The organism is Pseudomonas sp. A-R-19, assembly GCF_019956575.1.
Taxonomy (GTDB): domain Bacteria; phylum Pseudomonadota; class Gammaproteobacteria; order Pseudomonadales; family Pseudomonadaceae; genus Aquipseudomonas.
The window spans coordinates 157,374-171,276 of the sequence record NZ_JAHBDR010000049.1; the positions used below are offsets into that span (position 1 = coordinate 157,374).

At 58.1% G+C, this 13,903-nt stretch carries 12 protein-coding genes; 6 read left to right on the forward strand and 6 right to left on the reverse strand.

Annotated features, from left to right (window positions below):
- Window positions 1–11: 11 nt before the first annotated feature.
- From KGA88_RS12565 to KGA88_RS12580, 4 genes are all read right to left on the reverse strand, one after another.
- Window positions 12–1,490, reverse strand: a complete 1,479-nt coding sequence (locus tag KGA88_RS12565) for a S41 family peptidase (protein ID WP_223591368.1) — start codon at window positions 1,488–1,490, stop codon at window positions 12–14.
- A gap of 194 nt (window positions 1,491–1,684) precedes the next feature.
- Window positions 1,685–2,551, reverse strand: coding sequence for a carboxylate/amino acid/amine transporter (locus KGA88_RS12570; protein WP_223591370.1), 867 nt, complete (start codon window positions 2,549–2,551; stop codon window positions 1,685–1,687).
- A gap of 354 nt (window positions 2,552–2,905) precedes the next feature.
- Window positions 2,906–3,505 carry an FMN-dependent NADH-azoreductase gene (locus KGA88_RS12575; RefSeq protein ID WP_046043697.1) on the reverse strand — a complete coding sequence of 200 codons (600 nt, stop codon included), beginning with the start codon at window positions 3,503–3,505 and terminating at the stop codon, window positions 2,906–2,908.
- Between the two features lie 282 nt (window positions 3,506–3,787).
- Window positions 3,788–4,102 (reverse strand): 3-phosphoglycerate kinase, encoded by a 315-nt coding sequence (locus KGA88_RS12580; protein ID WP_223591372.1) that lies wholly within the window; start codon window positions 4,100–4,102, stop codon window positions 3,788–3,790.
- Window positions 4,103–4,151: 49 nt separating this feature from the next.
- Here KGA88_RS12580 and KGA88_RS12585 point away from each other — a divergent pair, with 49 nt between their 5' ends.
- The 5 genes from KGA88_RS12585 (at window position 4,152) to aqpZ (ending at window position 9,378) form a co-directional block, all read left to right on the forward strand.
- Entirely contained in the window at window positions 4,152–5,075 is a 924-nt protein-coding gene (locus KGA88_RS12585) for a LysR family transcriptional regulator (RefSeq protein WP_007972479.1), read from the forward strand.
- A gap of 14 nt (window positions 5,076–5,089) precedes the next feature.
- Window positions 5,090–5,893: an alpha/beta fold hydrolase gene (locus tag KGA88_RS12590; protein WP_110660040.1), complete on the forward strand. Its 804-nt coding sequence runs from the start codon at window positions 5,090–5,092 to the stop codon at window positions 5,891–5,893.
- A gap of 3 nt (window positions 5,894–5,896) precedes the next feature.
- Window positions 5,897–6,454, forward strand: coding sequence for a peptidylprolyl isomerase (locus KGA88_RS12595; RefSeq protein WP_223591374.1), 558 nt, complete (start codon window positions 5,897–5,899; stop codon window positions 6,452–6,454).
- Window positions 6,455–6,547: 93 nt separating this feature from the next.
- Window positions 6,548–8,380: an ABC transporter ATP-binding protein gene (locus tag KGA88_RS12600; RefSeq protein WP_110660042.1), complete on the forward strand. Its 1,833-nt coding sequence runs from the start codon at window positions 6,548–6,550 to the stop codon at window positions 8,378–8,380.
- Window positions 8,381–8,679: 299 nt separating this feature from the next.
- Window positions 8,680–9,378 carry an aquaporin Z gene (aqpZ, locus tag KGA88_RS12605; protein ID WP_110660043.1) on the forward strand — a complete coding sequence of 233 codons (699 nt, stop codon included), beginning with the start codon at window positions 8,680–8,682 and terminating at the stop codon, window positions 9,376–9,378.
- 11 nt (window positions 9,379–9,389) lie between these two features.
- On the opposite strand, the gene KGA88_RS12610 is transcribed toward aqpZ, so the two are convergent.
- Window positions 9,390–10,514: a GNAT family N-acetyltransferase gene (locus KGA88_RS12610; RefSeq protein WP_110660047.1), complete on the reverse strand. Its 1,125-nt coding sequence runs from the start codon at window positions 10,512–10,514 to the stop codon at window positions 9,390–9,392.
- Between the two features lie 280 nt (window positions 10,515–10,794).
- On the opposite strand from KGA88_RS12610, the gene KGA88_RS12615 reads away from it, so the two are divergent.
- On the forward strand, window positions 10,795–12,126 hold the full coding sequence (locus tag KGA88_RS12615) for a putative porin (RefSeq protein ID WP_110660044.1): 1,332 nt from the start codon (window positions 10,795–10,797) through the stop codon (window positions 12,124–12,126).
- A gap of 351 nt (window positions 12,127–12,477) precedes the next feature.
- Here the strand turns inward: KGA88_RS12615 and KGA88_RS12620 are convergent, their stop codons facing one another.
- Window positions 12,478–13,599 carry a beta-ketoacyl-ACP synthase III gene (locus KGA88_RS12620; protein WP_110660045.1) on the reverse strand — a complete coding sequence of 374 codons (1,122 nt, stop codon included), beginning with the start codon at window positions 13,597–13,599 and terminating at the stop codon, window positions 12,478–12,480.
- Window positions 13,600–13,903: the final 304 nt, after the last annotated feature.

Below are 13,903 nucleotides of genomic sequence, written 5' to 3' on the forward strand. Positions count from 1 at the left end.
CGTTGATCTGATCACAACTGATCAAGAACCCACTTTTGAACTGCCGCTGTATCATTTATATCGCCATTAAAAACAAATTGCGGATCATAACTTTTATTATTTCCTCGCGTTCGGCCTCTCCATACCTTTAACGGCAACCAGAACTCGGCGCCACTCGGCAGTGTTTGAGCGCCTATATCAATATAAAGCGTATCGGCGCTCGTTGGTAAACCCAAATGGACAACCCCTGGAACAGCAAGAACGACGTCCGCAAAGTCGAGACAGGCACTCGCGCAAAATGAATCAGTAACCAGCGCAAGCTTACCTTTAAAACCTTGGGCATTGACTCCTCTCGAGCCCTCTTGCTCGACCGAGGAAGTATTGGGCTGACGCAACCAGTCTTTCTTTTCGTGAAGTGCGAGTTCCATCGACCTGGTCAAACTAAAAACAAATTTATAAGCCTCACTATTTCTCCCATAGTCGCCTTCCATGGTAGCGACAGCTTTATTGAGCGTTGAGAGTGCAAAAGGAGAAACTCGCCACATCGCATACGCACGAGATGGCACATCCAGGCTTTTTACCAATTTCGAGCCTAACAGAGCAGAAAGTATTTCAGCCCCCACTAAACTGTTACCACCGCGATTGCCTCGTGTATCAAGCACAACCCACTTGGCGTCATTGATACTCTTGATGGACTCGAGCATTACATCGAGGGCCGCATTCTCGGCTGCTGATGGCATGAAGTCTGATACATGTATCCAATATCGACCGTCCCCCAAATCGTGGAGAGCCTGGACCGGTTGAGGCTGGCGCAGGAAAGCTTCCAATTGCCCGCGATCTTCTTGCCATAATAAAGTAAAGCTTTGTCTTGCTCCATTTGGGAGTTCAACCAAACAGCTTTTTGACAAGACTCTCGCCAGCACAGGATAGTTGGCATCATCGACAGTTAACTGCTTAGCCAAATGCAACCAGGTCGACTTCAGATTAAGCCTACGATCAATATAAGGGGATATTTCGCTCTCTAGTATCTCGCGGACTGACTTGCTATCACACGACAGAACCTTGGAATCAATCGGCGGCAATGGTATAGGCCAACTTTTAGCGACCTGTTTTACAATGAAACTCTGACCTCGCATATCCAAAATGAAACCTGCCCAGGAAGATTTGCCTTTATCAGGTTGATTCATCCCTACGTGTCCATCCTTGAAGCCCGCAATGTAAAAATTAAGCACGGCTTGCGAGTCTTTCCTTGAGCTGACGCGTTTGGACAACTGACTGGCTTGCAAATAACCCCGCTCAACCCACTCTATAAAAGACTCATTATCACTCTCTATAGCGCCTGGATGAGAAGTAATTATCAGTTGCCGGATGACAGAAAGGTCATTGACAGTTAGATCCCTCCAATGTTTTGTATTCGCCTCATCAGCCAACACCAAAGGCGGTAAAAAAACAAGCATAAAAAGTGTTAAGCATAAACGTCTCAAGAGAAACACATCAGCATTACAAGTCATTTAAACACCAAAAAACCAGACAGATGATGGTCACATAGATGTCATCTGATTATTGCGCACCAATACGCCAACGCTCGCTGCTAGCCAATACCAGCCAAGCAACCCCACAGGCAGAGCATCTGCTTGTCAGGCCATCCGCTGTAGCTGCGATCTTTTGACTTTTAAAATCAAAAGATCGCAGTCTGCGCCAGCTCCTACACAGATCTCGTGACGGGACTGATGCCCAACCGACTGATCCACACTGCCAGCAAAATCACCGAACCGCCGAGCAACAAGCGCCCCAGTTCCTCATGCTGGTTCCAGATCAGCAAATTGATCAGCAACCCCACCGGCACATGCAGGTTATTCATCGCCGCCAGGGTCCCGCCGCTGACCATGCACGCACCTTTGTTCCACCAGTAGAGCCCCAATGCGGTCGAGACCAGGCCGAGGAATAGCAATACGCCCCATTGCAGCGGTGCTTCGGGCAGGAAGTTCTGTTTGCCGAACAGCAGGAACGCCGGCAATACCACGGCCAGGGCGCCGAGGTAGAAGTAGCCGAAACGTCGGAAATGCGGCAGGTCGCTCGGGTGGCGGGCGACCAGGTGTTTATAGAGCACCTGCCCGGCGGCGAAGGTGAAGTTGGCCAGTTGTAGCAACAGGAAACCCATGAAGAAGTCCGGGTTGATCCGGTCAAAACGAATCACCGCAGCGCCCGCCACCGCCACCAGCGCCGCCACCAGGGCCCAGGGATTGAAGCGACGATTGAGCGCGTCTTCGATCAGGGTCACGTGCAACGGCGTGAGGATGGTGAATAGCAGCACTTCCGGCACCGTCAGTACGCGGAAGCTCAGGTACAGGCAGACGTAAGTCACGCCGAACTGCAACGCGCCGATCAGCAGCATGCCGCGCATGAACACCGGTTCCACCGAGCGCCAGCGGGTCAGTGGAATGAACACCAGCCCGGCCAACACCACACGCACCAGCACCGCGAAATAACTGTCGACGTGACCGGCCAGGTATTCGCCGATCAAACTGAAGGAAAACGCCTGGATCAGCGTGACAAAAAGTAGATAGCCCATGCTCGCCTCATTTCGAATGGCGGCGACGATAGCGGGTTTTGCCTTGTACCGCGATCCCTGAAAGCTGTCGGAAAGGGCGCTATAACCTGTGGGAGCGGGCTTGCTCGCGAAGAGGGAGTGTCAGTCGACATAAATGTTGGATGACATACCGCTTTCGCGAGCAAGCCCGCTCCCACAGGGTTCTTGGGTGATGGCAGAATCGCAGGCAAAAAAAAGCCCGATCTCGCTAAAGCGTTCAATCGGGCCAGAGCACTCAGGAGCAACAAGTGCGAAGGGAGGTTCGATGCGCGTACAGGCTTGAAGGGTGTGCGCCAGGTCACTAGACCATCCAGCGATTATCTGGCGATTAACGGCTCAGGCCACTTGCGAAAGCTTGGCGTTCGCCTGGTTCAGGCCTTTCTCCTGGAAATCACCGCCCAGGTTCATGCCTTCGGCGTGGATGAACGTCACGTCGTGGATACCGATGAAGCCCATGACCTGACGCAGGTACGGTTCCTGGTGATCGGCGGTGCTGCCGGCATAGATGCCGCCGCGGGCCGTCAGCACATAGGCGCGCTTGCCGCTGAGCAGGCCTTGCGGACCGGTTTCGGTGTACTTGAAGGTGACGCCGGCACGCAGCACATGGTCGAGCCAGGCTTTCAGGGTGCTGGGGATCGCAAAGTTGTACATCGGCGCGGCCATGACCAGTACATCGGCGGCGAGCAATTCGTCGGTCAACTGGTTGGAGCGTTCCAGCGACGCCTGTTCGATGTCGCTGCGCTGCTCGGCGGGTTTCATCCAGCCACCCAGCAGGTTGATGTCCAGGTGCGGCACCGGTTTGACAGCCAGGTCCCGAACGGTGATCTGGTCATTCGGGTGAGCGGCTTTCCACTGACTGATAAACGTCTGGGTCAGTTGACGGGAAACCGAGTCTTGCTGGCGGGCACTGCTTTCGATGATCAGAACGCGGGACATGGGATGTAGCCTCCATCTGAGAATGCTGTAAGTCGATGGAGTGAAGGTTAAACAGAGTCATATCGATGAAAAAGCGCAAATAACTGCTATAACCCATCAATAAATTCGTTTATAAGCAAACCATGCCCCTGTGGGAGCGGGACCTGTGGCGAGGGGGCTTGCCCCCGTTTGAGTGCGCAGCACTCACAAGATCTTCGGTGCACCAGAGGTTTTGGGGCTGCTTCGCAGCCCAACGGGAGGCAAGCCCCCTCACCACAAGCCCGCTCCCACAGGGGATCGAGGTTATTTCGGGGTGCAGGTCAGCTCGATGCGCAATTTGATGATGTTGCGGCTGAATTTGGCGGTGGCGTTTTTGTGTTTTCCGGCCGGCACATCGATCTTGCGGGTGCGGGGTGCTTCCGGGCCATTGCTGAAAACCGCCTTGCAGCTCGCATCGACGTCGCCGTAGTTGGCGACCCTGATGGAGCCGATATCGCTATCGGTGTCGAAGGTTTCGTAGTCGATCTTCATTCCGTTGAGGTTCTTCTGCACATCAATCGGATAAGCAAAAGCCGTCAGCGGCAGCAGCGCCAGCAGCACACAACAGATTTTTTTCATTCAGCAGCCTCCAGTAAGGGCTGCCAGCTTAGGACAAGAGGAGCTCAACATGAAAGCGCCCCGCGTGACCCTTGATCAATGGCGAACGCTGCAAGCGGTGGTCGATCACGGTGGTTTCGCCCAGGCCGCCGAGGCGCTGCATCGCTCGCAATCGTCGGTCAGCTACACCGTGGCACGCATGCAGGATCAACTCGGTGTGCCATTACTGCGCATCGACGGACGCAAAGCCGTGCTGACCGAAGCCGGCGGCGTGCTGTTGCGCCGTTCCCGGCAACTGGTCAAACAGGCCAGTCAACTCGAAGACCTGGCCCATCACATGGAACAGGGCTGGGAAGCCGAAGTGCGCCTGGTGGTCGATGCCGCTTACCCAAGCGCCCGCCTCGTGCGCGCCTTGACCGCGTTCATGCCGCAAAGCCGTGGCTGCCGGGTGCGCCTGCGCGAGGAAGTACTCTCGGGAGTAGAGGAAGTCCTGCTCGAAGGCGTGGCCGACCTGGCCATCACCGGGTTCAGTATTCCCGGTTACCTGGGCGCGGAATTGAGCGACGTCGAGTTCGTCGCGGTCGCCCATCCAGAGCATCCCCTGCACCGCCTCAACCGCGAACTGAGCTTCCAGGACCTGGAAAGCCAGATGCAAGTGGTGATCCGCGACTCGGGGCGCCAGCAACCACGGGACGTCGGCTGGCTCGGTGCGGAACAGCGCTGGACCGTCGGCAGCCTGGCCACCGCCGCAACCTTTGTCAGCAGCGGCCTGGGATTTGCGTGGCTGCCTCGGCACCTGATCGAACGGGAACTCAAGGAAGGTACGCTCAAGCTGCTACCGTTGGACCAGGGCGGTAGCCGCAACCCGAGCTTTTACCTGTATTCGAACAAGGACAAACCGCTCGGGCCGGCCACGCAGATTCTCATCGAACTGCTGCGAACGTTCGACACCGCACCACTGGACGCACCGTTCGCCGCCCCCGAACAAGCCTGACACGGAGTGTATGCATGGCCTATTTCGAACACGAAGGTTGTAACCTGCACTATGAGGAATATGGCCACGGCACGCCGCTGCTGCTGGTCCACGGTCTCGGTTCCAGTACGCTGGACTGGGAAAAACAGATCCCGGCCCTGGCCACCCGCTATCGGGTGATCGTCCCGGATGTCCGCGGCCACGGCCGTTCGGACAAGCCCCGGGAGCGCTACAGCATTGCCGGATTCAGCGCTGACCTGATTGCACTGATCGAGCACCTCAATCTCGGCCCGGCACACTATGTCGGCCTGTCCATGGGCGGCATGATCGGCTTTCAACTGGGCGTTGATCAGCCGCAACTGCTCAAGAGCCTGTGCATCGTCAATAGCGCGCCCGAGGTCAAACTGCGCAGCCGCGACGATTACTGGCAGTGGTTCAAGCGCTGGAGCCTGATGCACGCACTCAGCCTGCGCACCATCGGCAAAGCCTTGGGTGGCAAATTGTTTCCAAAACCCGAGCAGGCCGACTTGCGACAAAAAATGACCGATCGCTGGGCAAAAAACGACAAACATGCTTATCTCGCCAGCTTCAATGCCATTGTAGGCTGGGGGGTCCAGGAACGACTTTCGAAGGTTACCTGTCCAACCCTCATCGTCAGCGCCGACCGTGACTACACACCGGTGGCGCTGAAGGAAAACTACGTAAAACTGCTGCCCGATGCGCGGCTGGTAGTGATCGCCGATTCACGCCATGCCACGCCGCTGGACCAGCCTGAACACTTCAACCAAACACTGCTAGAGTTTCTGACCGCAGTCGACACCACCACTCAGGATCACTGACCCATGCTGAAAAAAATCGCCCTCGCCGCAGGCTCCGTCCTGTTTGCCGCCAACCTGATGGCCGCGACGCCGGAAAAGGCCCCGCATGTGCTGCTGGACACCACCAACGGCCAGATCGAAATCGAACTGGACCCGGTCAAGGCGCCGATCAGTACCAAGAACTTTCTTGAATACGTCGACAAAGGCTTCTACAACAACACGATTTTCCACCGGGTGATCCCGGGTTTCATGGTCCAGGGCGGCGGATTCACCCAGGCCATGCAGCAAAAAGACACCAACGCACCGATCAAGAACGAGCACAACAACGGTCTGGTCAACGTGCGTGGCACCTTGTCCATGGCCCGTACCTCGGTGCCTGACTCGGCCACCAGCCAGTTCTTCATCAACGTCAAGGACAACGACTTCCTCGACCAGGGTGACGGCTACGCGGTGTTCGGCAAAGTGGTCAAAGGCATGGACGTGGTCGATATCATCGTCAATTCGCCGACTACCACTCGTGGCGGCATGAAGGACGTGCCGGCCGACCCGGTCTTCATCAAGTCGGCCAAGCGCATCGACTGAGACTAAGCTGGACAAGGATGTCCGAGCCGTTGCCGGCTTTGCCGGCAACGCTCAAACCGTTTAAAGGAGAGCCCGTTCGCGGGCGAAAACAACATGCTTTATCGCCGTTTTGAAAAACTGATCGATGTTTTCCGTGAAGCACCGACGGCGTCTCCGCCGGACCGGGTTTTCCCTTTTTATACCTATTACCTCAAGCAGGTCTGGCCGAGCTTTGCCGCCCTGCTGTTCGTCGGCCTGATTGGTGCCTTGATCGAGGTGGCGTTGTTCAGCTACCTGAGCCGCATCATCGACCTGGCCCAGGGCACGCCGAACGTCAATCTGTTCAAGGACCATGCCCTCGAACTGACCTGGATGGTGGTGGTTGCACTGGTGTTGCGCCCGATATTCGTGGGCTTGCATGACCTGCTGGTGCACCAGACCCTGAGCCCCAGCATGACCAGCATGATCCGCTGGCAGAACCACAGCTACGTGCTCAAGCAGAGCCTGAATTTCTTCCAGAACGACTTCGCCGGGCGCATCGCCCAGCGCATCATGCAAACCGGTAACTCGCTGCGCGATTCCGCCGTGCAGGCCGTGGATGCGTTGTGGCATGTGCTGATCTATGCCATCAGTTCCCTGGTGCTGTTCGCCGAAGCCGACTGGCGCCTGATGATCCCGCTGCTGACGTGGATCTTCTCCTTCATCGGCGCCCTTTGCTATTTCGTGCCACGGGTCAAGGATCGCTCGGTGGTGGCGTCCGATGCGCGCTCCAAACTCATGGGGCGGATTGTCGACGGCTACACCAACATCACCACCCTGAAGCTGTTCGCCCATACCAACTTCGAGCAGCAGTACGCCCGCGAAGCGATCAAGGAACAGACCGAAAAAGCCCAACTGGCCGGCCGTGTGGTCACCAGCATGGACGTGGTCATCACCAGCATGAACGGCCTGCTGATCGTCTGCACCACCGGCCTGGCCCTGTGGTTGTGGACGCAGTCGCTGATCAGCGTAGGGGCGATTGCCCTGGCCACCGGCCTGGTAATCCGCATCGTCAACATGTCCGGCTGGATCATGTGGGTGGTGACCGGCATCTTCGAAAACATCGGCATGGTCCAGGACGGCCTGCAGACCATCTCGCAACCGGTCAGCGTCACCGACCGCGACCAGGCCAAACCCCTGGCGGTGGCCCGTGGCGAAGTGCGCTTCGAACAAGTGGATTTCCACTACGGCAAGCAGAGCGGGATCATTGGCGACCTCAACCTGACCATCAAGGCTGGCGAGAAAATCGGCCTGATCGGCCCGTCCGGTGCCGGCAAATCGACCCTGGTCAACCTGCTGCTGCGCCTGTACGACGTCGAAGGCGGACGCATCCTGGTTGATGGCCAGAACATCGCGGACGTCAGCCAGGAAAGCCTGCGCGAACGCATCGGCATGATCACCCAGGACACCTCGCTGCTGCACCGCTCGATCCGTGACAACCTGCTGTATGGCAAGCCCGATGCCACCGACGCGCAACTCTGGGAAGCGGTGCACAAGGCCCGGGCTGACGGTTTCATCCCTTCACTGTCGGACGCTGAAGGTCGCACCGGTTTCGATGCCCACGTTGGCGAACGCGGGGTGAAACTTTCCGGCGGCCAGCGCCAGCGCATCGCCATTGCCCGCGTGTTGCTCAAGGACGCACCGATCCTGATCATGGACGAGGCCACCTCGGCACTGGATTCGGAAGTCGAAGCGGCGATCCAGGAAAGCCTGGAAACCCTGATGCAGGGCAAAACCGTGATCGCCATCGCTCACCGGCTCTCGACCATCGCCCGGATGGACCGGCTGGTGGTGCTGGAAGACGGAAAGATCGCCGAAACCGGAACCCACGCCGAACTGCTCGCCCATGGCGGTCTGTATGCACGGTTGTGGCAACACCAGACCGGTGGGTTTGTCGGGATCGATTGAGCATTGCGGAGGCCACAAAACCTGTGGGAGCGGGCTTGCTCGCGAATAGGCCGTGTCAGTCGACATCAATGTTGAATGACCCGCCGCCTTCGCGGGCAAGCCCGCTCCCACACGAGGTCAAGTGACGCAGGAAGATCATAAAAAACCGCCAGAGCCTGTCAAACACGGGTCCTGGCGGTTTTTTTTGCTCACTGGAATTCTGAAAAAACCGTGCTGTACTCACTTCAACGTTCTGGAGGTGGTTCTGCAGTCCATCGGCTGGATGCACAAGGCAGCATAATCTCGAAAGGGCACTCTCTATGTCTCTGTTAAAACGTTCGGCTACAGAGTTGGTAGGTACGTTCTGGCTGGTGTTGGGTGGTTGCGGCAGTGCGGTGCTGGCAGCGGCTTTTCCGGATGTGGGGATCGGTCTTCTCGGGGTGTCATTCGCGTTTGGCCTGACAGTGCTGACCATGGCTTTCGCCATCGGCCATATTTCCGGTTGTCATCTCAACCCTGCGGTGTCCCTCGGCCTGGTGGTGGGTGGGCGGTTTCCGGCCAGTGAATTGCCGGCCTACGTCGTTGCCCAGGTCATTGGCGGCGTGATTGCAGCCGCCCTGCTGTATTTCATTGCCAGCGGCAAACCCGGGTTCGAACTGGCCGGCGGCCTGGCGTCCAACGGCTATGGCGAACACTCACCCGGTGGTTATTCGATGGCATCAGGGTTTGTCACTGAACTGGTGATGACCGCAATGTTCATCCTGATCATCCTCGGCGCCACCGATAAACGTGCACCGGCTGGCCTGGCACCGATTGCCATCGGCCTGGGGCTGACGCTCATCCACCTGATCTCTATCCCGGTCACCAACACCTCGGTCAACCCGGCGCGCAGCACCGGCCCGGCGCTGATCGTCGGCGGCTGGGCGATTCAACAACTGTGGATGTTCTGGGTCGCACCGCTACTCGGTGCAGTGGTCGGCGGCGTGCTGTATCGCTGGCTGGGCAAGGAAGAAAGCTGAAACGCTGAAGATCAGCCTTGTCGATAAGGCAAGGCTGACTTCGCCTCCTCTGCATACGCCAGCACTCCCAACCGCTCCTGCTCCAGAAAGTCTTTCACCGCCGCCTTCAATCCCGGATGCCGCAAGTAGTGCCAGGAATGGGTAATGACTGGCTCGAATCCGCGAATCAATTTGTGCTCACCCTGGGCCCCGGCATCGAAACGCCGGAAACCGTTGGCGATGGCGTAGTCCATGCCCTGATAGAAACAGGTCTCGAAATGCAGGCGATCGAACTCCGCCAGGCATCCCCAGTAACGGCCATAAAAGCTGTCGCCCCCCACCAGGCTGAACGCCATCGCCACCGGCCGTGAACCCTGTTTGGCCAGCACCACGCGAATCGATTCCGGCATGCGTTCGGCCAATAGGCTGAAAAACTCCCGTGTCAGGTACGGCGCTTGCCGGCGCACCGCATAGGTATTGGCGTAGCAGGCGTAGACGAAGTCCCATTGCGCCTGGCTCAGTTCCCGCCCCTCCAGCCATTCGAACTCGAAGCCCTGCCCGGCCACCTGCTCGCGCTCCTTGCGCATCTGTTTGCGCTTGCGCGAACTGAGCACGTCGAGGAAGTCCTGGAAATCCCGGTAGCCACGATTCTGCCAGTGATACTGACAGCCCACGCGCTGCAGCCAGCCCGGCTGCTCGCTCAAGGCCGCGTCGGTGAACGGATCGGTGAAGTTGATGTGCGCGCTGGACAGCCCTTCAAGCTCAAGGTAGCCCGGCAGGCTTTTCAACAACTCGAAACCGTCTTCGACCGTGGCCGCCAACAGTCGCGGCCCGGTGACCGGACTGAACGGCACGGCACTCAACAGTTTGGGGTAGTAATCGATGCCGGCGCGTTCGCAGGCATCGGCCCAGGCGTGATCAAACACGTACTCGCCGTAGGAATGCCACTTGCGATAACCCGGCAGCGCGGCGATCAGGCGGTCACCTTCAACGTGCAGCAAATGCTCGGGCTGCCAGCCGGTATGAGGGCCGACGCTGCCGCTGTCTTCCAGTGCGCTCAAAAAAGCGTGACGCAGAAAAGGCTGAGTCTCGGGCACCAGTGCGTCCCACGTCTGCGGGGCGATTTCTGACAGTTTTTGCAGGCGTTGCAACGGCATCACCATCCTCACTCTTCATGGCGTGAAAGCCCCGCGAGTATCGCCGATCGCACTCCTTTGCACACGGTCAATTCGACGACAGTGCTCTAACTCAATAGTTCAGGGCGACTTTGTATCGTCATCGACATGACATCACATTGCCACTGCTCTGTAATAAACCATCGCGATACTGGCGCCTGTTTTTAGAGCGCCGGGTTATACCCGGCCACAGTTTTCCGCCCCTTATGGTCGGTTGTGTCCCGGATGGCTCTGTCATCCCCTCTCATCTTCGGAGATTGATATGCGTCTTGCTTCCACGAAAACTGCGGCGGCCTTGTGCGGTGGCCTGTTGCTGGCCATGAGTGTTCCGGCCAGTGCCGCAGTCGACGCCAAACTGCTCGACATGCTCAAGGCTAACGGCTCGATCACCAACGCGCAGTACAGCGAACTGCAAGCCGAGCTGGCCAGGGATCAGAAAGACCAGCAGATCGCCCGTCAGGCTCAGCAAGAGACCAACGAGCAAATCGCGGCCACCGCGAAGAAAACCGACACACTGAGCGCTTTCGACCAGAAGCTTGCCTGGGCGGCAAAGACCCAATTCAAGGGCGACGTGCGCTTCCGTCAGGAAAACGTCCACAACGATGGCGTGCCGAACAACAAGGACCAGGACCGCCAGCGCATTCGTGCCCGCCTGGGTGCCTACAGCGAAATCAACCCGCAGGTCGACACCGGTATCCGTATCGCCACCGGCAGCAACGACGACGCTCGCTCGACCAACCAGGACCTGAACAACTACTTCGACAAGAAGCAGATCTGGCTGGACCAGGGTTACATCGACTACCACCCGGACGCGATCAAGAACCTGCACCTGGTTGGCGGCAAGATGCCGCAACAATGGGTGAGCATGGGCGACATCATCTGGGATAGCGACATCAACCCGGAAGGTCTGGCCGTTACTTACAAGTACCCGCTGAGCGGCAGCACCGAGTTGTTCGGTAGCGCCGGTCACTACACCCTCAAGGACAACGTCGACGGCGAAGGCGTGCAGTTCAAGCACGACCTGCGCCTGTACGCCGGCCAGTTGGGTGCGCGCTTCGCCATCACCGACAGCATGAAAATGACCTTGGGCGGCAGTCTCTACGCCTACGACAACGACGACAGCAGCGCCTGCCCTACCAGCGGCACAGTCACCGCGCCATGCGCACTGGCCGTCAACGGCAACAGCCCGGGCGAACAGTTCAAACTGTACGAAGGCTTTGGCCAGCTGGACTTCAGCAACCTGCCAGTTCCGCTGTCGATCTACGGTCAGTACGTCAACAACACCGATGCCAGCAACGACCAGGACACTGGCTGGCTGGCCGGTGTGAAGTCGAAGATCTATGGCTTCAACCTGGACTACAACTACCGCGACGTGCAGCGTAACGCTGTGGTTGGCGCCTTCACCGACTCCGACTTCGCCAACGGCTTCACCGGTTCACGCGGCAGCAAGCTGAAAGTGAGCTACGACCTGGACAAGAACTTTGCCCTGGGCGCGACCTACTTCATGGCGACTTCGGACCAGACCAACGCCAACATCAACAAGAAGGATTCGGACATCAACACCCTGCAACTGGATGCCGAAGCCAAGTTCTGACTCACCCGCTATACGACTCTGGCAAGGATGCCTGAGCCCCTTTTACAGCCTGGCGTTGGTGTGTCGGTCCCCATCATCCTCCGATGCATCAACGCGAGTCTGTTTTCACATCCCCGCCTGAAAATGTTCATTTGTGGCGAGGGGGCTTGTCGGAACGCCGCACCGCCCCGTTGGATCGCGCAGCGATCCCAAAACCAGCCACTGCTATTTTCCTGGAGCACCGCGTCAACCTGACCTGCGACTACTGCGTAGTCGAACGGGGGCAAGCCCCCTCGCCACAAAAGCCCACCGCAAAAAAAATCGCAGCCTTGGGCTGCGATTTTTTCATCTGCTGCGACAGTCTATTCAAGCTCAGCGCTTGCGCAGCAACACGCTACCAATCGAATAACCGGCACCGAACGAACTGAGCACAGCCAGCGAACCGGCCGGCAGATCGTCCTGGTTCTTGTGGAAGGCAATCACGGAACCGGCGGAGCTGGTGTTGGCGTAGGTGTCGAGAATCACCGGCGCTTCCTGTTCGGTGGCGTCGCGGCCCAACAGCTTCTTGACGATCAGGTGGTTCATGCTGAGGTTGGCCTGGTGCAGCCAGAAGCGCTTCACGTCGCTGACGTTGAGCTGATTCTCCTGCAGATGCTCAGCGATCAGCTCGGCCACCATCGGGCAGACTTCCTTGAACACCTTGCGGCCTTCCTGCACGAACAGTTTGTCCTTGGCGCCGATGCCCTCTTGCGCCGCGCGGTTGAGGAAGCCGAAGTTGTTGCGGATGTTGTTGGAGAACTTGGTCAGCAGCTTGGTGCTGACGATATCGAACTGGAACTTGGACGTCGCCAGGTCAGCACGCTCGATGATCACCGCCGTGGCAGCGTCACCGAAGATGAAGTGGCTGTCACGGTCACGGAAGTTCAGGTGGCCAGTGCAGACTTCCGGGTTGACCATCAGGATCGCCCGGGCCTGGCCCAGTTTCACGCTGTTGGCGGCGGTCTGGATACCGAAAGTCGCCGAAGAACAGGCCACGTTCATGTCGAAACCGAAACCCTGGATACCCAGCGCTTCCTGCACTTCAATGGCAATGGCCGGGTAGGCACGTTGCAGGTTGGAGCAGGCGACGATCACGCCATCGATGTCGGCAGCGGTCTTGCCCGCGCGTTGCAAGGCTTGCTCGGCCGCGCCGATGGCCATCTGGCAAAGCACCGACCATTCGTCGTTGGAACGTTCCGGCAGGCGCGGAGCCATGCGTTGCGGGTCGAGGATGCCTTCCTTGTCCATGACAAAGCGGCTCTTGATGCCGGAGGCTTTTTCGATGAACGCTGCGCTGGACTCGGTCAACGCTTGCACTTCACCGCGCGCGATGGCGTCAGCGTTGTCGGCGTTGAATTGCGCGACGTAAGCATTGAAAGACTGCACCAGCTCTTCGTTGGAAATGCTGTTGGCCGGGGTGTACAGGCCGGTGCCGCTGATGACGACGTTATGCATGGTCGTGTCTCTAATCTGTTCAGGCAGAAAGCATTGGCACCGTCGTACCAATACACAAAGGGTCTATTCCCATCCGGGGGACGCAAACCTGGCATCGCTTTATTCCTGCTCGCAACCTGGTCGAAGGCTCCAGGTCGCGAAACTGGCGTTTATGGTCGCGAAGTTTGCCATAAAGCTTGGGTTTTGGCGCCTTTTGCGAGAGCAACGCAATACTTGTAGGAGCGAGCTTGCTCGCGATGAACCAGAGAACGCCGTGGGGTGTCAGGTTCCCAGCGTTATCGTTGACGACCATCGCGAGCAAGCT